Annotated in this window: 23 protein-coding genes; 13 read left to right on the plus strand and 10 right to left on the minus strand. The window is 69.0% G+C overall.

Annotation, left to right across the window (positions count from 1 at the left end; all coding sequences use genetic code 11):
- Positions 1-27: 27 nt before the first annotated feature.
- The 9 genes from ACFO5K_RS03640 (at position 28) to ACFO5K_RS03680 (ending at position 8380) form a co-directional block, all read left to right on the plus strand.
- Complete coding sequence (locus ACFO5K_RS03640) at positions 28-597, plus strand: TetR/AcrR family transcriptional regulator (protein WP_378555701.1); 570 nt, start codon at positions 28-30, stop codon at positions 595-597.
- The gene (locus ACFO5K_RS03645) at positions 594-1130 is read left to right on the plus strand and encodes a hypothetical protein (protein WP_378555702.1); all 537 of its coding nucleotides are present in this window, start codon (positions 594-596) and stop codon (positions 1128-1130) included. The genes ACFO5K_RS03640 and ACFO5K_RS03645 overlap by 4 nt, the downstream gene beginning before the upstream one ends.
- A gap of 69 nt (positions 1131-1199) precedes the next feature.
- Positions 1200-2423, plus strand: coding sequence for a cation:proton antiporter (locus ACFO5K_RS03650; RefSeq protein WP_378555703.1), 1224 nt, complete (start codon positions 1200-1202; stop codon positions 2421-2423).
- Between the two features lie 27 nt (positions 2424-2450).
- Positions 2451-3509, plus strand: coding sequence for an N-acetyl-gamma-glutamyl-phosphate reductase (gene argC / locus ACFO5K_RS03655; RefSeq protein WP_378555704.1), 1059 nt, complete (start codon positions 2451-2453; stop codon positions 3507-3509).
- Positions 3506-4732, plus strand: coding sequence for a bifunctional glutamate N-acetyltransferase/amino-acid acetyltransferase ArgJ (gene argJ, locus ACFO5K_RS03660; protein WP_378555705.1), 1227 nt, complete (start codon positions 3506-3508; stop codon positions 4730-4732). The genes argC and argJ overlap by 4 nt, the downstream gene beginning before the upstream one ends.
- Positions 4729-5643 carry an acetylglutamate kinase gene (gene argB / locus ACFO5K_RS03665; RefSeq protein WP_378555706.1) on the plus strand — a complete coding sequence of 305 codons (915 nt, stop codon included), beginning with the start codon at positions 4729-4731 and terminating at the stop codon, positions 5641-5643. The genes argJ and argB overlap by 4 nt, the downstream gene beginning before the upstream one ends.
- Positions 5640-6842 (plus strand): acetylornithine transaminase, encoded by a 1203-nt coding sequence (locus tag ACFO5K_RS03670; RefSeq protein ID WP_378555707.1) that lies wholly within the window; start codon positions 5640-5642, stop codon positions 6840-6842. Before argB ends, ACFO5K_RS03670 begins: the two co-directional genes overlap by 4 nt.
- Positions 6839-7771 carry an ornithine carbamoyltransferase gene (gene argF, locus ACFO5K_RS03675; protein WP_378555708.1) on the plus strand — a complete coding sequence of 311 codons (933 nt, stop codon included), beginning with the start codon at positions 6839-6841 and terminating at the stop codon, positions 7769-7771. The genes ACFO5K_RS03670 and argF overlap by 4 nt, the downstream gene beginning before the upstream one ends.
- 105 nt (positions 7772-7876) lie before the next feature.
- Positions 7877-8380: an arginine repressor gene (locus ACFO5K_RS03680; RefSeq protein ID WP_378555710.1), complete on the plus strand. Its 504-nt coding sequence runs from the start codon at positions 7877-7879 to the stop codon at positions 8378-8380.
- Positions 8381-8389: 9 nt separating this feature from the next.
- Here the strand turns inward: ACFO5K_RS03680 and ACFO5K_RS03685 are convergent, their stop codons facing one another.
- From ACFO5K_RS03685 to ACFO5K_RS03700, 4 genes are all read right to left on the minus strand, one after another.
- Entirely contained in the window at positions 8390-9190 is an 801-nt protein-coding gene (locus ACFO5K_RS03685) for an aldose epimerase family protein (protein WP_378555712.1), read from the minus strand.
- A gap of 61 nt (positions 9191-9251) precedes the next feature.
- The gene (locus ACFO5K_RS03690; RefSeq protein ID WP_378555714.1) at positions 9252-9404 is read right to left on the minus strand and encodes a hypothetical protein; all 153 of its coding nucleotides are present in this window, start codon (positions 9402-9404) and stop codon (positions 9252-9254) included.
- An 82-nt stretch (positions 9405-9486) separates the two neighbouring features.
- Positions 9487-9621, minus strand: a complete 135-nt coding sequence (locus ACFO5K_RS03695) for a hypothetical protein (protein WP_378555716.1) — start codon at positions 9619-9621, stop codon at positions 9487-9489.
- 25 nt (positions 9622-9646) lie between these two features.
- Positions 9647-9787: a hypothetical protein gene (locus ACFO5K_RS03700; protein WP_378555718.1), complete on the minus strand. Its 141-nt coding sequence runs from the start codon at positions 9785-9787 to the stop codon at positions 9647-9649.
- A 203-nt stretch (positions 9788-9990) separates the two neighbouring features.
- Here ACFO5K_RS03700 and ACFO5K_RS03705 point away from each other — a divergent pair, with 203 nt between their 5' ends.
- From ACFO5K_RS03705 to ACFO5K_RS03715, 3 genes are all read left to right on the plus strand, one after another.
- On the plus strand, positions 9991-11187 hold the full coding sequence (locus ACFO5K_RS03705) for an argininosuccinate synthase (RefSeq protein WP_378555720.1): 1197 nt from the start codon (positions 9991-9993) through the stop codon (positions 11185-11187).
- A gap of 447 nt (positions 11188-11634) precedes the next feature.
- Positions 11635-13056, plus strand: coding sequence for an argininosuccinate lyase (argH, locus tag ACFO5K_RS03710; protein WP_378555722.1), 1422 nt, complete (start codon positions 11635-11637; stop codon positions 13054-13056).
- A 102-nt stretch (positions 13057-13158) separates the two neighbouring features.
- On the plus strand, positions 13159-13482 hold the full coding sequence (locus tag ACFO5K_RS03715) for a DMT family transporter (protein ID WP_378555724.1): 324 nt from the start codon (positions 13159-13161) through the stop codon (positions 13480-13482).
- 36 nt (positions 13483-13518) lie between these two features.
- Here the strand turns inward: ACFO5K_RS03715 and ilvA are convergent, their stop codons facing one another.
- From ilvA to idi, 4 genes are all read right to left on the minus strand, one after another.
- The gene (gene ilvA / locus ACFO5K_RS03720) at positions 13519-14742 is read right to left on the minus strand and encodes a threonine ammonia-lyase (RefSeq protein WP_378555726.1); all 1224 of its coding nucleotides are present in this window, start codon (positions 14740-14742) and stop codon (positions 13519-13521) included.
- Positions 14743-14827: 85 nt separating this feature from the next.
- Positions 14828-16015 (minus strand): serine hydrolase domain-containing protein, encoded by a 1188-nt coding sequence (locus tag ACFO5K_RS03725; protein WP_378555728.1) that lies wholly within the window; start codon positions 16013-16015, stop codon positions 14828-14830.
- Between the two features lie 85 nt (positions 16016-16100).
- Complete coding sequence (locus tag ACFO5K_RS03730) at positions 16101-16469, minus strand: hypothetical protein (protein WP_378555730.1); 369 nt, start codon at positions 16467-16469, stop codon at positions 16101-16103.
- Between the two features lie 168 nt (positions 16470-16637).
- Positions 16638-17204, minus strand: a complete 567-nt coding sequence (gene idi / locus ACFO5K_RS03735; RefSeq protein WP_378555732.1) for an isopentenyl-diphosphate Delta-isomerase — start codon at positions 17202-17204, stop codon at positions 16638-16640.
- Positions 17205-17409: 205 nt separating this feature from the next.
- Here idi and ACFO5K_RS03740 point away from each other — a divergent pair, with 205 nt between their 5' ends.
- The gene (locus ACFO5K_RS03740; RefSeq protein ID WP_378555733.1) at positions 17410-20367 is read left to right on the plus strand and encodes an AMP-binding protein; all 2958 of its coding nucleotides are present in this window, start codon (positions 17410-17412) and stop codon (positions 20365-20367) included.
- 57 nt (positions 20368-20424) lie between these two features.
- Here the strand turns inward: ACFO5K_RS03740 and rffA are convergent, their stop codons facing one another.
- Positions 20425-21561, minus strand: a complete 1137-nt coding sequence (gene rffA / locus ACFO5K_RS03745; protein WP_378555735.1) for a dTDP-4-amino-4,6-dideoxygalactose transaminase — start codon at positions 21559-21561, stop codon at positions 20425-20427.
- Entirely contained in the window at positions 21558-22598 is a 1041-nt protein-coding gene (locus ACFO5K_RS03750; protein WP_378555773.1) for a glycosyltransferase, read from the minus strand. Before ACFO5K_RS03750 ends, rffA begins: the two co-directional genes overlap by 4 nt.
- Between the last annotated feature and the right edge of the window lie 128 nt (positions 22599-22726).

The following is a 22726-nucleotide window of genomic DNA, read 5'->3' on the forward strand; positions in this document are numbered from 1 at the left end:
GACTGGCTGGTCAGTCATTATCGGAGGGTGCCGAGAAAAGTTGATGTGGTGGGCAGACGGGCCGAGATCGTCGAGGCGGCGGTGCGGGTGTTCGCGCGGAAGGGGTACGCGGCGTCGCGGATCGAGGACGTCGCCGCGGAGGCCGGCGTGGCGAAAGGGAGTGTCTATCTGGCGGTGCGCAGTCGCGAAGAGTTGCTGACCGCCGCGTTCGACGACTACCGGGCTCGCGCGCAAGACCAGCTGGCCGTGACCGGCAGCGGCCCGGCGCTCGACCGGCTGGCCGAACTCGTTCGTGCGACGGTCGCAATGCTGGCCGAACACCCCGATCATGCCCGCGTGCTGCTCGATGTATGGTCCGCGCGCACCCCGCTGGACCTGGCCGCGGTGTACGCGGGCTACCGCGCGGCGATCGGGGACCTGCTGCGCGAGGCCGGCGCCGAGGGCGAGCTGCGGCCGGGGATCGGTGCGGGGCACGCCGCGGTGATCGTGGGCGCCATCGAAGGGTGTCTGGTGCAGTGGCTCGCCGACGACACCGTTCGGCTCGCCGACCTGGCCGAACCGATTGTGCAGGTGTGCGTGGAAGGGATCCGGCGATGACGCTCACCGACCGGCTGATCGCGCCGGGCGCGACGAGAAGTGAGGCCGCGCTGTGCTATTCGTCCGCCGCCCTCGGTGCGGCGACCGCCGGGGTGCTCGCCCGGGACGAGTCCGCGCTGGTGATCGTGGTGGTCGCCCTCGTCGGCTTCGACCTGTTCGGTGGCGCGGTGGTGAACGCGACGGCCGCGGCGAAGCGGTGGTTCCACCGGCCCGGACGCGGAACTCGCCACCACCTGGCCTTTGTGGCGGTCCACGTGCAGCCTTTCCTGTTGGCGCTGGTGGTGCCCGGTTTCGGCTGGGTGGCGGCCGCCGCAGTCTACACGATCATGCTCGCGGCGGCGGTCGCCGTCACCTCGGCGCCGCCACACCTGCGCACGCCCGTCGCTTTCGCCGCGGCCGTCTTCGGTGTCGTGATCACCACGGCGGTGCTCACGGTGCCGGCATTCCTGCTCTGGTTCGGGCCGGTGCTGCTGATCAAACTCCTGCTCGCCCATCTGCTGCCGGCCGCCGGCGCTGTCGACAACCCGGTGTAGACGGCGGGATGCGGGATCGCCCCGCGCGGTTTCGGGGATCGGGCGCCTCGCTGTGCCACGATGACCCGCATGGAGCTGCTCGCTTCCGCTGGTGTGGACGGTCCCTCGCCGATCGTGTCGCTGTTCTGGATCGCGTTGATCGCGGTGGTGGCGCCCGTGGTGGCGCGGCTGCTGCGCGGATATCTGCCCGATGTGGTGATCCTGCTGGTGGCCGGCGCGGTGCTCGGACCGCACGTGCTCGGCTGGGCGGGTCCCGGGGGCGGGGTGGACCTGGTCAGCGAGCTGGGGCTGGGCATGCTGTTCCTGCTGGCCGGATACGAGTTGGACCCGCAGTTGCTGCGGGGCCGGTCGGGGCACACGGCCTGGCTGGTCTGGCTCGTCTGTCTGGTGTTCGCGTTCGGGATCGTCATGGTGGCAACCAACCGGTCGACCGCGACTGGGATCGCGGTGGCCATCGCGCTCACCTCTACCGCCCTGGGCACGCTGCTGCCGATCCTCAAGCAGGCCGGGATCGTCGACTCCGCGCTGGGCCGGGCGGTGATGACGCACGGCGCAGTGGGTGAACTGGGGCCGATCGTGGCGATGTCGGTGCTGCTGACCAGCCGCGATGTCGGTTCCGCCGTGGTGATCGTGCTGATGTTCTTCGTGGCGGCGGTGCTGGTCGGGCTGATCCCGGTGCGCATGCTGGACCGGATGCCGGATCTGGGGTCGGCGCTGGCGCGGCTCGGCGGCGGAACATCGCAACTGCCGGTACGCGGAGTGGTGCTGCTGTTGCTGGTGCTGATGGTCCTGGCCGAGGAGTTCGAGCTCGATGTGGTGCTGGGCGCGTTCGCCGCGGGCATGATCCTGCGCAGACTCATCGCGGCGGGACACCCCGACGTGGACGCCTCGCTCGAGGCCATCGGCTACGGCTTGCTCATCCCGGTGTTCTTCGTGGTGTCGGGCATGGGCATCGATGTGGCGGCGGTGAGTGGTCATCCCGCGCTGTGGTTGTGGTTCGTGGTCACCATCGCGCTCGCGCGCGGGCTGCCGGTGTGGCTGAGCGAGCGTTTCCTCCCGCACGGACAGAATCTGGCATCGGGGCGCGAGCGTGTGCAACTGGCCCTCTACGCCGCGACCGGCCTGCCGATCATCGTCGCCGTCGCCCAGGTGGCGACGCAAACCGGTCTGCTGAGCACGGAGGTAGCCTCGACTCTGGTGGCCGCGGGCGCCACGACGGTACTGGTGTTCCCGCTGGTCGCACGGCTGATCGGGCAGCGTGGTGCCCGCACCGCCGCACCCGCGCATGAATGAGCTTGCACAATCGTGCATAATCATCACATGGTTGATTCGTCGGGAGGACCCGTGTTGCGGGTGGCGGTTGCCGGTGCGAGTGGATACGCCGGTGGCGAAGTGTTGCGACTGCTGCTCGAACACCCCGAATACCGAGCCGGGCGCCTCGAGATCGGGGCGCTGACCGCCGGAGCCAACGCGGGCACCGCCCTGGGCGAGCTGCAGCCACACCTGCTGCCGCTGGCCGGCCGGATCCTCGAGGCGACCACCCCCGACACCCTGGCCGGGCACGACATCGTGTTCCTCGGTCTGCCCCACGGCCAGTCCGGCGCGATCGCGCAGGCGCTGCCCGAGTCGACGGTCGTCATCGACTGCGGTGCCGACTTCCGGCTCACCGAAGCCGCCGCCTGGGAGAAGTACTACGGCGGCACGCACGCGGGCAGCTGGCCCTACGGCCTGCCCGAACTGCCCGGTGCCCGGGCCCAGCTCACCGGCGCCCGGCGCATCGCCGTACCCGGTTGCTACCCGACGGTGTCGAGCGTGGCGCTGGCCCCGGCGATCGCCGCGGGCATCATCGAACCCGCCGTGCATGTCGTCGCGGTGAGCGGCGCTTCGGGCGCGGGCCGCAAACTCGACGTGAGCCTGCTCGGCGCCGAAGTGATGGGCAGCGTGCGCGCCTACAGCGTCGCGGGTGCCCACCGGCACACTCCCGAGATCGCGCAGAACCTGAAAGCCGCAGGCGGCGTGGACGTCTCGGTCTCGTTCACCCCGGTGCTCGCGCCGATGCCACGCGGCATTTTGGCCACCTGCACCGCCCCGGTGAAGGTCGACGCCGCCCAGGCGCGCGCGGTATACGAGAAGGCTTACGCCGACGAGCCTTTCGTGCACCTGCTGCCCGAGGGCGTGCTGCCGCAGACCGGCGCGGTGCTGGGCTCCAACGCCATCACCCTGCAGGTCACCGTCGATGTCGACGCGGGTCTGCTCGTGGTGATCGGCGCGATCGACAACCTGACCAAGGGCACCGCGGGCGCCGCGGTGCAATCGATGAACCTGGCCGTCGGCTTCGACGAGACCGCCGGACTTCCCGCCGTAGGAGTGGCACCGTGACGACCCCTGATCCGCAGACCCCGGACCACGGCAAACTACTGCACACCCAAGGGGTGACCGCGCCGCTGGGCTTCCGCGCGGCGGGCATCGCGGCCGGCCTCAAGGCCAACGGCAAACCCGACCTCGCGCTGGTGCTCAACGAGGGCCCCGAGTACGCGGCGGCCGGTGTGTTCACCAGTAATCAGGTGAAGGCCGCGCCGGTGTTGTGGTCGCAGCAGGTGCTGAAGACCGGTCATCTGCGCGCGGTGATCCTCAACTCCGGTGGCGCGAACGCCTGCACCGGGCACGGCGGCTTCCAGGACACGCACAAGACCGCCGAGGAACTCGCCGCGGCACTGAGCAATTGGGGCACCGAGACCGGCGCGGGCGAGATCGCCGTCTGCTCCACCGGCCTGATCGGTGACCGGTTGCCGATGGACAAGCTGCTCCCCGCCGTCACCGAGATCGTGCACGAGATGGGCGGCGGGCTCACCGGCGGTTCCGACGCCGCCCACGCCATCATGACCACCGACACCGTGCCCAAGGAATCGGCCTTCCACCACGCGGACAAGTGGAACGTCGGCGGCATGGCCAAGGGCGCGGGCATGCTCGCACCCTCGCTGGCGACCATGCTCGTCGTGCTCACCACCGACGCCGTGGCCACCCCGCAGCAGCTCGACGAGGCGCTGCGCAAGGCCACGAAATACACCTTCGACCGGCTCGACGTCGACGGCTCCTGCTCCACCAACGACACCGTGCTGCTCATGGCCAACGGCGCCAGCGGCGTCGCCCCTTCGCAGGAAGACCTCGACGCCGCGGTGTTCACCGTGTGCGACGATCTCGCCGCCCAGTTGATGGCCGACGCCGAGGGTGTCACCAAGCGGGTGCGGGTCACCGTCACCGGCGCGGCCACCGAGGACGAAGCGCTCGTCGCCGCCCGCGCCGTGGCCCGGGACAGCCTGGTCAAGACCGCGCTGTTCGGCTCCGACCCGAACTGGGGCCGAGTACTGGCCGCCGTGGGGATCGCTCCGGTGACGTTGGACCCGCACCGTATCGCGGTGTCGTTCAACGGCAATCCGGTCTGCGTCGACAGCGTCGGCGCACCCGGTGCCCGCGAGGTCGACCTGTCCGGCGCCGAGATCGATGTGCTGATCGAACTCAACGTCGGCGCGGGCACCGCGATGGTGCGCACCACCGACCTCTCCTACGCCTACGTCGAAGAGAACTCGGCGTACAGCTCATGAGTAGCAGTGTGCTACACACGCTTTCGGCTTTGGACAAGGCGCATGTACTGGCCGACGCGCTGCCGTGGCTGCAGAAGTTCCGCGACAAGATCGTCGTCGTGAAGTACGGCGGCAACGCCATGATCGACGCCGAGCTCAAGGCCGCCTTCGCCGCCGACATGGCGTTCCTGCGCACGGTCGGCGTGCACCCGGTCGTGGTGCACGGTGGCGGCCCGCAGATCAGCGCCATGCTCACCCGGCTCGGTCTGGCGGGGGAGTTCCGCGGTGGTTTCCGGGTCACCACCCCCGAGGTGATGGACGTGGTGCGGATGGTGCTGTTCGGCCAGGTCGGGCGCGAGCTCGTCGGGCTGATCAATGCGCACGGTCCCTACGCTGTCGGCATCTCCGGTGAGGACGCGCATCTGTTCACCGCCACGCGCCGCACCGTCACGGTCGAGGGTGTGACCACCGACATCGGCCTGGTCGGTGATGTCACCGAGGTGAACCCTGGTGCCGTGCTCGACCTGATCGACGCGGGCCGCATCCCCGTGGTTTCCACCATCGCCCCCGACGCCGACGGTGTGGTCCACAACATCAACGCCGACACCGCCGCCGCCGCGCTCGCCGAGGGCATCGGCGCGGAGAAACTCGTCGTCCTCACCGATGTCGAGGGCCTCTACACCGATTGGCCCGACCGCTCCTCGCTGACCAGCGAGATCGACGCCGACGCGCTGGCCGAGTTGCTGCCCCGCCTCGACGCGGGCATGGTGCCGAAGATGGAAGCCTGCCTGCGCGCGGTACTCGGCGGTGTTCCCAGCGCCCACGTGATCGACGGGCGTGTCCCGCACTCGGTACTACTGGAGTTGTTCACCGGAGAAGGAATCGGAACCATGGTGACCCCCGCGGGGTCGCCGGACGGAACGCAATCATGAGTGAAGTAGCGAAACTGCAGCAGCGGTGGTCGGCCGCGATGATGAACAATTACGGCACCCCGAAAGTCGCGCTGGTGCGCGGTGCGGGCGCGGTGGTCTACGACGCCGACGGCAAGCGCTACCTCGATTTCCTCGGTGGCATCGCGGTCAACAGCCTCGGCCACGCCCACCCCGCCATCCTCGAAGCGGTCACCCAGCAGCTGGGCACCCTCGGCCACGTGTCGAACCTCTACGCCAGCGAGCCGGTGATCGAGCTGGCCGAGAAGCTGCTCGCGCACTTCGGTGACGGCGAGGGCAAGGCGTTCTTCTGCAACTCCGGCACCGAGGCCAACGAGGCCGCGTTCAAGATCGCCCGGCTCACCGGACGACGCAAGATCGTCGCGGCCGAGGAGGCGTTCCACGGCCGCACCATGGGCGCGCTCGCCCTCACCGGCCAGGCGGCCAAGCGGGCTCCGTTCGAGCCGATGCCGCCCGGCGTCGTGCACGTGCCCTACGGTGACGCCGCCGCGCTGGAAGCCGTCGTCGACTCCGACACCGCCGCGGTGTTCCTCGAACCGATGATGGGCGAGAGCGGAGTGGTCGTCCCGCCGTTCGACTACCTGGCCAAGGCGCGTGAGATCACTTCCCGCGCCGGGGCACTGCTGATCCTGGACGAGGTGCAGACCGGAATCGGGCGCACCGGCACGTTTTTCGCGCATCAGGCGGCCGGTATCGTGCCCGACGCGATCACCCTGGCCAAGGGTCTGGGCGGCGGACTGCCGATCGGTGCCGTGCTGGCGCAGGGCCGCGCCGCCGAACTGCTCACCCCCGGCCTGCACGGCACCACCTTCGGTGGCAATCCCGTGTGTGCCGCGGCGGCGCTGGCCGTGTTGCGCACCATCGACGCCGAAGACCTGCTCGCGCACGTGGAGCGGATCGGCAAGAAGCTCAGCGATGGCATCGCCCTGCTCGAGCACCCCGCGATCGCCCGTGTGCGCGGCGCGGGCCTGCTCATCGGCATCGTGCTGAACAGTGACATCTCCGCCCACGTGGACGAACGGGCCCGCGAGGCGGGGTATCTGCTCAACCCCGCCAAGCCCGACGTGATCCGGTTGGCACCGCCCCTGGTGCTCACCGAAACCCAGGCCGACAATTTCGTCGCCGACCTGCCCGAGATTCTCGACAAGGCCGCCGCCGATGCTGAGGGAGCGACCAAGTGACCCTGCGTCATTTCTTGCGTGACGACGATGTGACCCAGGCCGAACAGGCCGAAATCCTCGCCATCGCCGCCGATCTGAAGAAGAATCCGTTCGCGCACCGCCCACTGGACGGCCCGCGCGGCGTCGGGGTGATCTTCGAGAAGAACTCCACCCGCACCCGGTTCTCGTTCGAACTGGGGATCGCCCAGCTCGGCGGGCACGCGGTGGTCGTGGACGGCCGCGACACCCAGCTGGGTCGCGAGGAAACCCTCGGCGACACCGGCCGCGTGCTCTCGCGCTACGTCGAGGCCATCGTGTGGCGCACCTTCGAGCAGGACCGGCTCGACGACATGTCGGCCACCGCGACGGTTCCCGTGGTGAACGCACTGTCCAACGAGTTCCATCCCTGCCAGGTGCTGGCCGACCTGCAGACGATCGCCGAACGCAAGGGTTCGCTCGCCGGGCTGAACCTCACCTACTTCGGTGACGGCGCCAACAACATGGCGCACTCGCTGCTGCTCGGTGGCGTGACCGCGGGCATGAACGTGACCGTCGCCGCGCCCGCCGGTTTCGAGCCGCTGCCCTGGATCATGGACGCGGCCGCCAAGAGGGCCGCCGAAACCGGCGCCACCGTCGCGGTAACCGGCGACCCGGTGGTCGGTGCCACCGGTGCCGACGTGCTGGTCACCGACACCTGGACCTCGATGGGGCAGGAGAACGACGGCCTCGACCGGGTCGGACCGTTCCGTCCGTTCCGGCTCGATGCCGCACTGCTGGCCAAGGCCGATCCGGAAGCGATTGTGCTGCACTGTCTCCCGGCCCATCGTGGCGAGGAGATCACCGACGAGGTGCTCGACGGCGGCCAGAGCGTGGTCTGGGACGAAGCCGAGAACCGGCTGCACGCGCAGAAGGCGCTGCTGGTGTGGCTGCTCGCGAAGGCCGCCGCATGAGACCGCGAACCCGGGCCGACGTGGAGACCAGGCGATGAGCGAGCGGCTCCACAGTGTTGCCGCCGGTGCACTCGCGCCGGCGCCGAGCCACGGCGAGGCGCGGGCATGAGCGCACCCGAGAAGGGCACCCCGGCCATCGCCCGCACCCGCGCCGGGCGCCAGTCCCGCATCATCGAACTGCTGTCCGCGCATTCGGTGCGCAGCCAGACCGAACTCGCGGCGCTGCTCGCCGCCGAGGGCATCGAGACCACCCAGGCGACTCTCTCGCGTGACCTCGACGAGCTCGGCGCGGTGAAGCTGCGCGCCGCCGACGGTGGTGCGGGGGTCTACATCGTGCCCGAGGACGGCAGTCCGGTGCGCGGTGTCACCGGCGGTACGGGCCGGCTGTCGAAACTGCTCGGCGACCTGCTCGTGTCCACCGACGCCAGCGGCAACCTCGCGGTGCTGCGCACCCCGCCCGGCGCCGCGCACTTCCTGGCCAGCGCCCTGGATCGGGCCGCGCTGCCCTACATCGTCGGCACCATCGCCGGGGACGACACCATCGCCGTGATCGCCCGCGAGCCGCTCACCGGCGCCCAGCTGGCCGCGAAGATCGAGGGCCTGGCCTGAGCCGCGTTCTCAGCGCGGTGACAACCTGCGCCAGGTCCAGTCGACCTGCACGTCGAGCGGCGACTCGAGGGTGACCATCCGCGGATCGGTGTTCAATCCGTTGGGCGGACCCGACTGCGCCTCCACCGACAGCGACTCCTCGGGCAGCGTCCACACCACCACATCGGTGACCGGGCTGGTGATCGTGAGCTCCAGGAAGCCCGGCCAGGTCAGTCGCGCGCGGACACCGTCGGGCATCGCGAAACAGTCGTCCCAGGGTGGGGGAGTCGGCCGGATGTGGCGCCCGGTGGGCAGATAGTCGGGCCCGCGTTCGTACTGCCAGGCCGGGTCGAAGTCGAGTTCCAGTGCGCCGGTGGCCGGTGCGACCGCACGCCGGAACCACGGATGCCACCCGCCCTGCGCGGGGAACGGGTCTCCGGCGGTGGTGATGCGCATCGACAGGTTCAAGCCGGTGTCGGTGAGGGCGAAGGTCTGGGTGACGGTGCCGGCGAAGGGCCACGGGTCGGTCAGCGCGGTGCGCAAGGTGGCCGTGTCGGGCGTGCTGTCCACGACCTCCCAGGCTGTGTCACGCGCGGTGCCGTGAATGCTGTGCGGGGGGTTGTTGATCGGTAGCTGATAGGTGTGTTCGCCGACGGTGAGCCGGCCGTCACCGAGCCTGCCCGCCCACGGCGCCATCACAAAACAACCGGTTCCGGGATCCTGGCGCAGCAGTTCGGTGCCGTCCACGGTGAGGCCGTTGATCGCGCCGCCGTCCGCCGGGGCGATCGTGAGCACCGCGGCACCTGCGCTGATCCGCACGTCGTCGGTCATGGTTGGTCAGCGTAACGGCGCGGGCCGTGCCTCGCGGACAGCCCGCGCCGGGGACACGCACTCAATTGAACGGGTACTCTCCGCCACCCGCGCCGCCCTGGTTGTTCGGTGTGGCGACGTCGATGATGTCCTGAATCAGTTGGACCACGGCGCGGCCGACGTCGAGCACACCGTTGCCGAGGGTGGAGAATTCCTGCGCGATGTAGTGGAGCATCTTGTTCGTCCTCCGTGTGGCGAGTGCGAATAGTGCTCTCCCAGCGTGCCATACGGACCGGGGTGTGGATGGTCGGCGCAGCTCAGGAGGCCAGGAAGTTCAGGATGGCCAGTGCCAGCGGCGAACCGAGGTCGAACAGCACGCGGCCGATCTGCAGGCCCATCTGGGCGCCGGATTCGTAGTGGTCGGACAGGAACTGCAGGACCTCGTCGATCATGATGTGCTCCCTGTACTGAGGTGGGTCAGGCGAAGAACTGCTGCAGGATGGGTGTGCCGAGCTCGATCACGGTCTTGGCGACCGTCAATCCGAGGTTCCCGAGGCCGATCACCACGGTCCCGATCAGGTCGTAGTTCTCCTGCGCGAAATCACGAAGTTGCTGCATATCGACTCCTGGCCCCGACCATTTGGGTTGGCTATTGTGACCAGCGTCTCACACCGGCCGCCGGTCGCCAAGGAGTTGCTCGGTATCGTCGGCGGCGGCGCGTACCCCGGTTATGAATGAGATTGCATCATCATGCATAATCATTTGCAGCAGCGGCGCGAGCCGAAGGAAACAGCACAACCACGTCGAGGAGCACAACAGACATGTCCGATCGCGTCGTACTCGCCTACTCCGGTGGGCTTGACACCTCCGTCGCCATCAGCTGGATCGCGAAGGAGACCGGCTCCGAGGTCGTGGCCGTCGCCATCGATCTGGGCCAGGGCGGCGAGGACATGGGCGCGATCCGGCAGCGCGCACTGGACTGCGGCGCCGTGGAGGCCATCGTGGTCGACGCGCGCGACGAGTTCGCCGACGAGTACTGCCTGCCCACCATCCAGGCCAACGCCATGTACATGGGCCAGTACCCGCTGGTCTCGGCCATCAGCCGCCCGCTGATCGTCAAGCACCTCGTCGAGGCCGCCAAGTTCCACAACGCCACCACCGTGTCGCACGGCTGCACCGGCAAGGGCAACGACCAGGTCCGCTTCGAGGTCGGCATCGGCGCGCTCGCCCCCGACCTCGAGGTGATCGCCCCCGTCCGCGACTACGCCTGGACTCGCGAGAAGGCCATCGCCTTCGCCGAGGAGAACAGGCTCCCGATCAACGTCACCAAGAAGTCGCCGTTCTCCATCGACCAGAACGTGTGGGGCCGCGCGGTCGAGACCGGGTTCCTCGAGGACCTGTGGAACGCGCCGACCAAGGACGTCTACGACTACACCGCCGACCCGACGGTGAACTTCGAAGCGCCCGACGAGGTCATCATCACCTTCGACAAGGGTGTGCCGGTCGCCATCGACGGCCGCCCGGTCACCGTGCTGCAGGCCATCGAAGAGATGAACACCCGCGCGGGCCGCCAGGGCGTCGGCCGCCTCGACATGGTCGAAGACCGCCTGGTCGGCATCAAGAGCCGCGAAATCTACGAAGCACCGGGCGCCATCGCGCTGATCACCGCGCACCAGGCACTCGAGCACGTCACCGTCGAGCGCGAACTGGGCCGCTACAAGCGTCAGGTCGAGCAGCGGTGGGCCGAACTGGCCTACGACGGCCTGTGGTACTCCCCGCTCAAGCGCGCCCTCGACGCGTTCGTCCAGGACACCCAGCAGAACGTCTCCGGCGACATCCGGATGGTGCTGCACGGCGGCTCCGCGGTGGTCAACGGCCGTCGCTCCGAGCGGTCGCTCTACGACTTCAACCTGGCCACCTACGACGAGGGCGACACCTTCGACCAGTCCCTGGCCAAGGGCTTCGTGCAGATCCACGGCCTGTCGTCGAAGGTCGCCGCCCGCCGCGACCTCAGCTAGCCCCCCGCAACGTCTGGCCGGTCGCGGGACAGCCCGAGTTCGCGCAGGACTCGCCTGAGCACGCGACGCAGGTAGCGATTCTCAATTGGACAGCCGATCACCAGGCTCTGGTGGTCATCTCCTCTCGGACGATGTTTACGTGAGAGCCCGGTGGTCGGTTGTCCATGTGCTGGCTGGTGTGGTGTCGGTCGAGTTCCGGTGAGCACGGCGATTGGTGTGGCGTGTCCCGCGGGTAGTTGATGGTCTCGGGCGCCGGGGTTTCGGCGGTGCGGGTGATCGGCGGGGCGCGTCGGGCTCGGGCGGTTGCCGATGTGCGTGTCGGGACCGCGACCTGCGCACTCACCGCGTCGGCGGTACTGGTTACGGTGAAGTCGCACCAGTCGGCCGGCACCGCGCACCGGCCCGAGCGAGCAAACCCCACACTTCGATCCGAGGAGACAGCACACCATGACCGACGGCGGCAGCACGAACACCGGTGCCCTCTGGGGTGGGCGATTCGCGTCCGGGCCCGCCGAGGCGATGGCGGCGCTGAGCAAGTCGACCCACTTCGACTGGGCGCTGGCTCCCTACGACATCCGCGCGTCCCAGGCGCATGCGCGGGTGCTGCACAAGGCGGGGCTGCTCTCCGACGAGAACCTGACCGGCATGCTGGCCGGGCTGGACGCGCTCGCCGCCGATGTGGCCTCGGGCGCCTTCGGGCCCGCCGACTCCGACGAAGACGTGCACGGCGCCCTCGAGCGTGGCCTGATCGAGCGGGTCGGCACCGAGCTCGGTGGCCGGCTGCGGGCCGGCCGTTCACGCAACGACCAGGTCGCGACCCTGTTCCGGATGTGGTTGCGCGACGGTGTGCGCCGCGTCGGCGCCGGAGTGCTCGACGTGGTCGACGCGCTCGTCGCCCAAGCCGCCGCGCACCCCGACGCCGTGATGCCGGGCAAAACCCACCTGCAGGCCGCGCAGCCGGTGCTGCTCGCCCACCACCTGCTCGCCCACGCGCACCCGCTGCTGCGCGATCTGGAACGCCTGCGCGACTTCGACAAGCGGGCCGCGATCTCCCCCTATGGTTCGGGCGCGCTGGCCGGTTCCTCGCTGGGCCTGGACCCCGAACAGATCGCCACCGACCTGGACTTCACCGCCTCGGCCGCGAACTCGATCGACGCCACCTCCTCGCGTGACTTCGCCGCCGAGGCCGCCTTCGTGCTCGCCATGATCGGTGTCGACCTGAGCCGCATGGCCGAGGAGGTCATCCTCTGGAGCACACCGGAATTCGGGTACGTCACCCTCGCCGATGCCTGGTCGACCGGTTCGTCGATCATGCCGCAGAAGAAGAACCCCGACGTCTCCGAGCTCACCCGCGGCAAGGCCGGCCGCCTGATCGGCAACCTGACCGGCCTGCTGGCCACCCTGAAGGCGCAGCCACTGGCTTACAACCGCGACCTGCAGGAAGACAAAGAGCCCCTGTTCGATTCGGTCGCCCAGCTGGAACTGCTGCTGCCCGCCATCGCCGGCCTGGTCGCCACCCTCACCTTCCACACCGACCGGATGGCCGAACTCGCCCCCGCCGGGTTCACCCTCGCGACCGACATCGCGGAATGGATGGTGCGCCGAGGTGTTCCGTTCCGCGTCGCCCACGAGGCCGCCGGTGGGTGTGTGCGCGCGGCCGAAGCGCGCGGTGTCGGCCTCGACGAACTGACCGACGAGGAATTCGCCGCCGTCGACCCGTCGCTGACCGCCGGTGTGCGCGAAGTCCTCACCGTCGCGGGCTCGATCGCCTCCCGCAACGCCCGCGGCGGCACCGCCGGTGTCCGCGTCGCCGAACAACTCGACGAGGTCCGCGAAACCGCCGACGAAGCCCGCGCCTGGCTGCGCTGACAGCAGGAGTCGTCGAACTGGCGTCGCGTGGGTGATTCGTTGCCGGTTACATCCGGCTCGCAGCCCGGCGGGGCCGGAACGGCCGCCCGCTAGTCTGCGGCTATGACCCTGCTCTTTCTGGCGCTGGCCATTGCCACCGAGGTGACGGCGACGATTTCGCTGAAGCTGTCGGAAGGATTCACCAAACTGGTCCCGTCGATCGTGGTGGTCCTCGGCTACGGCGCGGCGTTCTACTTCCTGTCCCAGGTGTTGAAGCGGGGGATGGCGATCGGGGCCGCCTACGGGATCTGGTCGGCCGTGGGCGTGGCGATGATCGCGGTGATCGGTGTGTTGTTCCTGGGTGAACGGCTCACGCTCGTGCAGGTCGGGGGTATCGGACTGGTGATCCTCGGTGTGCTCGCACTGGAACTCGGTGGGGCACACTGAGTCACATCTGCCGTGTCGGGCCGTGCCACGCCGGGGTCACAACTCCGCGCGGACCCGGAACCCGGCGTCGCGCAACGCCTCCAGGACGTCGTCGCGGTGCGCCGGGCCACGCATTTCCACGGTGAGCGACACTTCGACCTCGTCCACCGCCAACCATGTCCCCGTCCGCGAGTGCACGACGTCGACCACGCTGGCGCCGGCGCGTCCGACCACGCCGAGCAGCGCCGACAACGCCCCTGGCCGGTCGGCGATGGTCACTCGCATCGCGAGATACCGACCGGCCGCACTGAGCCCGTGGTTGATCACGTGGGTGAGCAGCAGCGGGTCGATGTTGCCACCGGACAAGATCACCACCACCGGGCCCGCCAGATCGCGCAATTCGGGGCCGAGCAGCCCGGCCACGCCGGCCGCACCCGCCGGTTCGACGACGAGTTTGGCGCGTTCCAGCAAGAGCAGCAAAGCCTTGGACAGCGATTCCTCGTCGACCGTGACGATCTGGGACACCAGTTCCGCGACGTACCCGAAGGGCACCTCACCCGGCAGGCCGACCGCGATGCCGTCGGCCATCGTCGACATCCGCGCCGCCCGCACCGGTCTACCCGCGCGCAGCGATTCCGGCCACGCCGCCGCCTCGGCCGCCTGCACCCCGATCACCCTGACGTGCGGTGCCAGGTGATCGAGCGCCACCGCCACCCCGGCGAGTAGTCCACCGCCACCGGTCGGCACCACAACGGTTCCGACATCGGGTACTTGCTCGAGTATCTCCAGTGCGACACTGGCCTGCCCCGCGACGATATCGGGATGATCGAACGGGTGGATCAGCGTCGCCCCGGTGCGTTCGGCGAACTCCTTCGCGGCATCGAGCGATTCATCGATCGACTCACCCACCTGATGCACCTCCGCACCGTAGGCCCGCGTGGCGACCAGCTTCGGCAACGACGCCCCGATCGGCATGAACACCGTGGAGGCGATCCCCAGCTCCCGCGCCGCCCAAGCCACCCCTTGCGCATGATTACCCGCACTGGCCGCAACCACCCCCCGCACCCGCTCCGCCCCGGACAATTTCGCAATCCGGTTATAGGCCCCCCGAGGCTTGAACGACCCCGTCCGCTGCAAATTCTCACACTTGAGCAAAACGGGCACCCCCACCCGCTCCGACAACACCCGCGACCCCACAGTCGGCGTCCGCCGAACCACGCCCCCCAACAACTCCCCAGCCCCCTCAACCAACCCCCACCCAACAGCAGCCATACGCCACATCGTGCCAGCCCAGACGCTGGACGCATGATCATCAGGCTCTGGTGGTTTTCGCGTCTCGGCCGATGTTCACACCAGAGCCTGGTGGTCACGCGTCCAATCGAGGCTCGGTGGATTTGGCGATGTTGTGGGCGATGGTGGAGAGGCGGGTGAGGCGGGCGTCGCCGAGGGGCGTCAGTTTGCCGCCCAGGCGGTTGGTGACGAAGGCCAGGGAGAGGCCGGTTTCGGGGTCGGCGAAGGCGCCGGAGCCGCCGAGGCCGAAATGGCCGAAGGCGGAGATGGGGTCGGCTTTGGACGGTTTCATCGGGACGCCGTGGTAGCCGAGGGCCCAGGGGATGCGGAAGGCCAGGACGTAGTCGGGGGTGAACACCTGGCGGGTGGCGACGCGGGCGACGGTGCCGGGGGAGAGGACGCGGGTGCCGTCGAGTTCGCCGTCCCCGGCGAGGGCCGCGTACAGGCGGGCCAGGGCGCGGGCCGAGAACACGCCGTTGACGCCGGGCATCACGGAATCGTGCACTCGTTCGTCGACGATCAGATCGGCGAATCCGCGCGGGGTGGTTTCCGCGGCGGCCGAGAAGCGGGTGCGCGACAACAACTCCGAACCGGTGTCCCAGTCCATGCCCGCCGCCCGCAGCCGGGGGAAGGTGGTCGCGATGCGGTGGCGCTGCTCGTGCGGTACCCGGAACCAGAGTTCTTCGGCGCCGAGCGGTTCGGCGAGCTCGGTGCGGACCACGTCCACGAACTCGCGACCGGTGACCCGGTGCACGATCTCGGCGGCCAGGTGACCGTAGCTGATCCCGTGATAGCCGCTGGTGACGAGGCGGCGGGGGTCCGGCGTGGCCGCGGCCAGGGCCGCGGTGACGGCCGCGTCGTCGAGGAAGCGTTCGATCGGGCCCGGAAGTAGCCCGCGTAGCCGGTGCAGGCCGGCGCGGTGGGTGAGCACGTCGCGCACGGTGATGGTGGATTTGCCCGCCGCGGCGAACTCCGGCCAATACTCGGCGACCGGTGCGTCGTAGTCGAGCTGGCCCCGATCGGCGAGCTGGTGAATCACTGTGGAGGCCACGCCTTTTCCGGTGGAGAACCCCAACGCCACCGAATCCGCGGTCCACGCCACACCGGGGCGGGCGTAGCCGGTCCATACGTCGACCACCGGCTCACCGTGCAGGTACACGCACAGTGCGCCACCACCGTGGGAAGGCTTACGGAACAAACGGTCGAACACGGCGACCAGGCGGACGAAACGGCGGTCCACCGTCTGCGTTGTCGAAACTCCCATCAGCCGAGCATGCCACCGTGCGCGCCCGCTCGGTCGATTCGGTGGTGTTTGCGAGCGAGGCCACCAGGCCCCGACGAGAGTGTGATCAGACTCCGGCGAAGTTGCCGGAGAGTGCGTGCAGTACCGAGTCGAGATCGTCCACATCGACGACCAGCCGGGTGAAATCGGGGCCGTCGAGGTCGATGCGCACCGCGCTGCCGCCGAAGGTGGTGTCCCAGAATTCCTTGCGGCCCTTGCCGCGGTAGACGCCGGCGGCGATCACACCGGGGATGAAGGTGCCGGGTGCTCGCACCCACGGCGGGCGCAGGTCCACCTCTGCGGTGGCGATCTCGGTGATGGCGGCCCGGTCGACCACGACCTGCTGGCGCAACGCGAGCAGTCGATGCCCACCGAGTACGTGGACCGTCACCGTGTCGTCGTTGATCTCGACCTCGACCATCGCTACCTCACTCACCGTCGCGGAACACTTCAGTGTCCAGAGTCGTCGCGTGTCCTGTCCGGCGACTGTGGCGAGGCTGTGAGTTGGCCAAGGAACCAGTACACATGGACAGATATAGATATGCGCATAAAACCTGTTGCTGCGTCGAATGAGAAAGAGGGACGGGCAAGGAGTGGGGAGGGTTCAGGGGCGCGGTGGTTGCGCTCGTACCGCGATTTCCAGGACTTCCGCCAGCCAGGGCGTGTACTTGTCGGGATGTTCGGTCAGCTCGGCGCGCAAAGTGTCCGGTGTGAGCCACGACCAGTGCGCGACTTCGGCCGGATCGGGCCGAGGTGTCTCGTCGCCGACCGTGCCGATGAGTACATGGTCGTATTCGTGCTCCACCCGGCCGGTCGACTCGTCGCCGGCGCGATAGCGGAAGGCGCCGACCTCGGTCAGCTCGGCCGCCATCCCGAATTCCTCTCGCAGGCGGATCGCGGCGGCCTCGGTGACCGGCTGACCCGGCGTCGGATGTCCGCAGCAGGTGTTGGCCCACTGCAACGGGAAGCGGGTTTTCACGGCGGCGCGCTGCTGGACCAGGACGTCTCCACGGCGGTCGAACAGCAGGACGGAGAAGGCGCGGTGCAGGACTCCTGGCGGGCGATGCGCTTCGGCCACCGAGCAGGCCCCGATCGCCACGCCGTGGTCGTCGACCAGTTCGACGGTCATGGCTTCACGGTCGGTCGATGCGTCGGTGAGCGGTTCGGTCACCCGGACACCCTAGCGGTGTGCCGGATCGGGAACCGAAACGATGGCGGCGTTACCCGGGCGTAACCCGGCGTTGTGAGCCGGATCGCTGGAACATGCGGCGTGTCACAGGCGACACATAATGGAGGTCCGGTGTGGTTAGCTCATATGAGCACATTGGGGTGTGTGAGGTGCGTCACTTTCAGCAGGCAGGGCTCAGGTGGGAACGGTGAATATCAGTCCAAAAGGTGTGGTCGGTTCGGTGCAGCGGTTGCTGGCTACCGCGCAGAACGGGCTGGAGGTGATCCGCTTCGGCGGACTGGCGCACGATGTGGAGTCCTCGCCCTTCGAGGTGGTGGAGCGTCGGCGGATGTACCGGCTGCGGCACTACTTCCCCGACGACACGTCGTCGGGACGGCCGGTGGCGTTGCTCGTGCCGCCGCTGATGGTCAACGCCGACATCTGGGACGTGAACGCTGCCGGTGGCGCGGTCGGCATCCTGCACGAGGGCGGGGTGGACTGCTGGGTCATCGATTTCGGTTCGCCCGCCACCGAGGAGGGCGGCTGGGAACGCGACCTGGCCGACCACGTCCTCGCGCTGAACTCCGCCATCGACACCGTCTGCGAAGCCACCGGCGCGCAGGTGCACCTGATGGGTTATTCGCAGGGCGGCATGTTCGCCTACCAGAGCACCGCCTACCGCTACGGCAAGGGCGTGGCCTCCATCGTCACCTTCGGCAGCCCGGTCGACATCGTGGCCGGCATGCCGTTCGGCCTGCCCTACGGCCTGGTGTCCGAGGTGGCCGACTTTCTGGCCGACCATGTGATGCACCGGCTGCCGATCACCGAATCGATGGTGCGCCTGGGATTCCAGTTGCTCGACCCGGTGAAGACGGCGAAGTCGCGGATCGACTTCCTGCTGCAGCTACACGACCGGGAAGCGTTGCTGCCCAAGGAACGTCAGCGCCGTTTCCTCAACAGTGATGGCTGGGTGGGGTACTCGGGTCCGGCGGTGGCCGATCTGCTCAAGCAGTTCGTCGCGCACAACCGGATGATGCTCGGCGGCTTCGTGATCCGTGATCACCCGGTCTCGCTGGCCGAGATCAAGTGCCCGATCCTCGCCTTCGTCGGCGAGGTGGACGACATCGGCCAGCCGGCCGCGGTGCGCGGCATCGTGCGGGCGGCGCCGCACGCCGAGGTCTACGAAGCCAGTTTGGTGGCAGGGCATTTCGGGTTGGTCGCCGGTTCCACGGCCACCAATCACACCTGGCCGATGGTGCGCGACTGGATCTCCTGGATGGACGGCGACGCCGCGCTGCCCGAACAGATCGTGCCGATGCGTGAACACGTCGCGGGCAATGCGCCCCGCACGGCCGCCACCCGCATGGTCCACACCGCGGCGGGTCTGGCCGAGGCCGGTGCCGGCGTGGGCAAAGCACTGGAAGGCATCGCGGGCAACACGATTCGCGGTTCCTACGAGATCGTGGGCGAGGCCGCGCGCGCGCTGCCGCGCCTGACCCGGCTCGGGATGATCCAGCCGCACACGCGTATCTCGCTGGGCAAGCTGCTCACCGAACACGCCAAGCGCGCACCGCAGAAGGATCTGGTGCTGTTCGACGACCGGGCGCACACCAATGCCGCGGTCGAGCAGCGCGTCGACAATGTGGTGCGTGGCCTGATCTCGGTGGGTATCCGGCCCGCCATGCGGGTGGGCGTCATCATGGAGACGCGTCCGAGCGCGCTGGCCTCGGTGGCCGCGCTCTCGCGTCTGGGTGCCGTCGCGGTGCTGCTGGCGCCGGGCGCCGAACTGGACCGCGCCATCGAACTCACCGGCGTGGGCACCCTGATCACCGATCCGGAGAACCTGCGCACCGCGGCCGCGACGGGCACCAGGGTGCTGGTCCTCGGCGGCGGCAACAGCCGTGCGCTCGCGGTGCCGACCGGTGACCGGGTGATCGACCTCGAACAGGTCGACCCGGGCGCGGTGCGGGTACCGGCCTGGTATCGCCCCAATCCGGGTCTGGCGCGTGAACTCGCGTTCGTGCTCGTGCTGGGTTCCGGTGATCGCCTCGAAGCCAAGTACATCACCAACCACCGCTGGGCGCTCTCGGCGTTCGGTACCGCGAGCGCCGCCGACCTCGACCGCCGCGACACCGTGTACTGCCTTGCGCCACTGCATCATTCGTCGGGTCTGCTGGTGAGCCTGGGCGGTGCGATCGCCGGCGGCAGCCGAATTGCGCTGGCCCGGCCACGGGATCTGGATCCGGGCCGGTTCGCTGAGGAAGTCCATCGCTACGGCGTCACCGTCGTGACCTACACCTGGACCATGCTGCGCGACCTGCTCGACGCGCAGGTGTTCCCGGCCGGGCACAACCATCCGATCCGGCTGTTCATCGGTTCCGGTATGCCGCCGGGTCTGTGGCGGCGCACCACCGAACAGTTCGCCCCGGCCCGGGTGCTCGAGTTCTACGCCTCGATCGACGGTGACGTCGTGCTGGCCAATGTGACCGGCGCCAAGATCGGGGCCAAGGGCAGGCCGGTGCCGGGCACCGCGCGCGTGGAACTGGTCGCCTACGACCCGATCGCCGAACAGATCCAGGTCGGCGACGACGGGTTCGCCCGGCGCTGCGCTGACAACGAACCCGGCCTGCTGCTGGGCAAGGCCGTCGACGGCGGCGACATCTCCGACGGCGGACTGCGTGGAGTGTTCCGCGCGGGCGACGCCTGGTGGCCGACGGAGAACCTGTTCCGGCGGGACAGCGACGGCGACTACTGGCTGATGGACCGCCGCGACACCGTGATCCGTACTGCCCGCGGCCCGGTGTTCACCCAGCCGATCGTAGACGTGCTCAACGACATCACTCCGGTGGACCTCGAGGTCGCGTTCGGACTGCCGACCGCGTCGGGCACGCTCGTCGCGGCCGCGCTGAGTGTGCGCGAGGGGTTCCGGATCGAAGCGGGCGACCTGACCGAGGCGATGCGCGCTCTGGACCCCGATCAGCGCCCCGACCTGGTCTACGTCGTCGACGAGATCCCGCGCAGTGCGAGCTTCCGGCCCTCGGCCTCGGCCGTCCAGGCGGCCGGCTTCCCGAAGGCGGGGCCGAGTACCTGGGTCTACGACCGCGACACCGACACCTATGTGGTGCTCACCGACGCGGCGGCGGCAGGACTGTTCGGCGGGAACTGAACACGGCTGTTCACGAGGCCGTCCGGCGCACACCGGGCGGCCTTCGCGCGCCAGTCGCTACACCCGATATTCGGTGACCGCATCGATCACCCGGCCGACCTGTGCCGCACTGAGCAACGGCCACAGCGGCAGCCGCACGATGGTCGCCGAGAATTTCGCCGAGCGCCTGCACGGCACCGGCGTGCGGCCGTATTTGAGGCCGGCGGGACTGGAGTCGAGCGGGATGTAGTGGAACGGTGCGACGATCCCACGTTCGGCGAGATGGGCGATGATCCCGTCGCGGCTGTCCTCGGTGGGCATCCGCAGGTAGAACAGGTGCGCGGTGTGGCCGCGGTCGGCGGGTACGTGCATCGGGCGCACGTGGTTGCGGGCGGCCCAGTCGGGGAGCGCGGCAGCGTAGGTGTCCCACACCCGGTGCCGGTGGGCCTGGATGGTGTCGAACTCGGCGAGCTGCGCGTCGAGTACGGCCGCGTTGAGTTCGCTGGGCAGGTAACTCGAACCGATGTCCTGCCAGGAGTACTTGTCGACCTGGCCGCGCAGGAAACGAGCCCGGTCGGTGCCCTTCTCACGCATGATCTCCGCCCGGCCCATCAGGATCTCGTCGGAGAGCAGCAGCGCCCCGCCTTCACCGCAGTGCACGTTCTTGGTGTCGTGGAAACTCTGCGTGCCCAGGGTTCCGATGGTGCCGAGTTGCCTGCCACGCCAGGTACCGCCGAGGCCGTGCGCGTTGTCCTCGATGATCGCGAGACCGTGCTGGGCGGCCAGGTCCAGCAGCGTCGCCATGTCGGCGGCCACCCCGCCGTAGTGCATCACCACGATGGCCTTGGTGCGGTCGGTGACGGCCGCGGCCGCGGCGGCCGGGTCGATATTGCCGCTTGACTCGTCGATATCGACGAAAACGCAGGTGGAACCGCGCAGTGCCATCGCGGTGGCCGCCGAGGTGAACGCGAAACTGGGGACGATCACCTCGTCGTCGGGGCCCAGCTCGAGCAGCAGCGCGCCCAGCTCGAGCGCGTGCGTGCAGGACGTGGTGAGCAGCGCGTGATCGGCACCGGTGATCGCCTTGATCTTCGCCGTCGCGGCCCTGGTGAACGCGCCGTCGCCGTGACTGTGATCGGAGTCGAGCACGGCCAGCAGATTGGCGCGTTCGGCGGCCGCGCGAAACGGCCGGCTGAAGATGATGCGATCGCTCACTCGCGGTTGCCCTTTTCCGTCGCGGACGCGGACACCGTGGCCGCGACTCGGTGGATCACGACCGGCGCGTGCATCGCGTCCGGGCGCGGCGTCGGGGACTGCACGGTCAGATACAGCGGCTTTCCCACCAGAATGTGCAGGGCCACACCGAGATACTCCGCGATCAGGCCCAGCGAGAACAGCGTGGCTCCCGAGCACAGCAGCAGCACCACGATGATCGAAGCCCAGCCCTCGGGATCGGAATTGTCCTGTGTGAGTGCCTGGACCACGATCACCCCGGCCATGGCCACCCCGGCCAGCGCCAAACTCACACCCAGCATGCTCACCAGGCGCAGCCCGCGAGTCCCGCTGCACAGCACCATCTTCCAGAACAGAGAGAACAGGCGGCGATAGTTGTAACCGGACTCGTCGCGGCCCTCGGCGCGCAACATCACCGGCACCGACACGGCATTGCCCACCACCCAGGTGAGTGCCACATCCAGGTACACGCCGTTGGCCGCCACCTCGGCCAGTCGCCTGCCGATATCGCCGCGGATCAGCCGGAAGCTCTCGAACCGGGTGGAATCGGGAAAGGCGAACACCGTCGCCAGCACCACTTTCGCGCTGCGTGAGGTGAGATTGCGCAGCAGCCCGTGCGGGCGGGTGTTGGACGGCTTGGAATAGACCAGGTCGGCGCGCGAGGCCAGCGCCGCGTCCAGGAAGTCGGCGATGCAGCCGGGATCGTGCTGCCCGTCTTCGTCCATCGTGACGATCCAGTCGCCGTGCGCGGCCGCCATTCCCGCGATGGTTGCTGCGTCCTGTCCGAAGTTGCGGCTCAGCCACACCGCGCGCACCTGCGGGTAGGCGCCTTCGAGTTCCTGCAGCACCACATCGGATCGATCGGGGCCGTTGTCGTGGACGAGGATGATCTCCGCCACGGCGAACCGCGCGCCCCCGGCGGAGGTACTCGGGCCGGTGAGCCGGTCCAGCTCGGTGACCAGGGCCGCGATCGTGTCCTCACCCCGGTACACCGGAACGACGACCGACACCGAATGCACGGGGTGGGATCGGTTGCGGTCGGGGTCGTCGGGGTGTAGCGCGGTGCCGGGTCGAGACGAACGTGCGGAAGGAATCGGCATGGTCGACTTTCGGTGTCGCGACGGGATAGCCAACAGTGTGCGCACTT

Origin of the sequence: Nocardia halotolerans, assembly GCF_042650145.1 — a bacterium.
In the GTDB taxonomy this organism is placed as follows: Bacteria; Actinomycetota; Actinomycetes; order Mycobacteriales; family Mycobacteriaceae; genus Nocardia; species Nocardia halotolerans.

Coding starts and splice junctions, on each gene's coding strand:
- ACFO5K_RS03645 (WP_378555702.1), top strand. CDS start 594: ATGACGCTCACCGACCGGCTGATCGCGCCGGGCGCGACGAGAAGTGAG.
- ACFO5K_RS03650 (WP_378555703.1), top strand. CDS start 1,200: ATGGAGCTGCTCGCTTCCGCTGGTGTGGACGGTCCCTCGCCGATCGTG.
- argC (WP_378555704.1), top strand. CDS start 2,451: ATGGTTGATTCGTCGGGAGGACCCGTGTTGCGGGTGGCGGTTGCCGGT.
- argB (WP_378555706.1), top strand. CDS start 4,729: ATGAGTAGCAGTGTGCTACACACGCTTTCGGCTTTGGACAAGGCGCAT.
- ACFO5K_RS03670 (WP_378555707.1), top strand. CDS start 5,640: ATGAGTGAAGTAGCGAAACTGCAGCAGCGGTGGTCGGCCGCGATGATG.
- ACFO5K_RS03680 (WP_378555710.1), top strand. CDS start 7,877: ATGAGCGCACCCGAGAAGGGCACCCCGGCCATCGCCCGCACCCGCGCC.
- ACFO5K_RS03685 (WP_378555712.1), bottom strand. CDS start 9,190: ATGACCGACGACGTGCGGATCAGCGCAGGTGCCGCGGTGCTCACGATC.
- ACFO5K_RS03690 (WP_378555714.1), bottom strand. CDS start 9,404: ATGCTCCACTACATCGCGCAGGAATTCTCCACCCTCGGCAACGGTGTG.
- ACFO5K_RS03695 (WP_378555716.1), bottom strand. CDS start 9,621: ATGATCGACGAGGTCCTGCAGTTCCTGTCCGACCACTACGAATCCGGC.
- ACFO5K_RS03700 (WP_378555718.1), bottom strand. CDS start 9,787: ATGCAGCAACTTCGTGATTTCGCGCAGGAGAACTACGACCTGATCGGG.
- ACFO5K_RS03705 (WP_378555720.1), top strand. CDS start 9,991: ATGTCCGATCGCGTCGTACTCGCCTACTCCGGTGGGCTTGACACCTCC.
- argH (WP_378555722.1), top strand. CDS start 11,635: ATGACCGACGGCGGCAGCACGAACACCGGTGCCCTCTGGGGTGGGCGA.
- ACFO5K_RS03715 (WP_378555724.1), top strand. CDS start 13,159: ATGACCCTGCTCTTTCTGGCGCTGGCCATTGCCACCGAGGTGACGGCG.
- ilvA (WP_378555726.1), bottom strand. CDS start 14,742: ATGTGGCGTATGGCTGCTGTTGGGTGGGGGTTGGTTGAGGGGGCTGGG.
- ACFO5K_RS03725 (WP_378555728.1), bottom strand. CDS start 16,015: ATGGGAGTTTCGACAACGCAGACGGTGGACCGCCGTTTCGTCCGCCTG.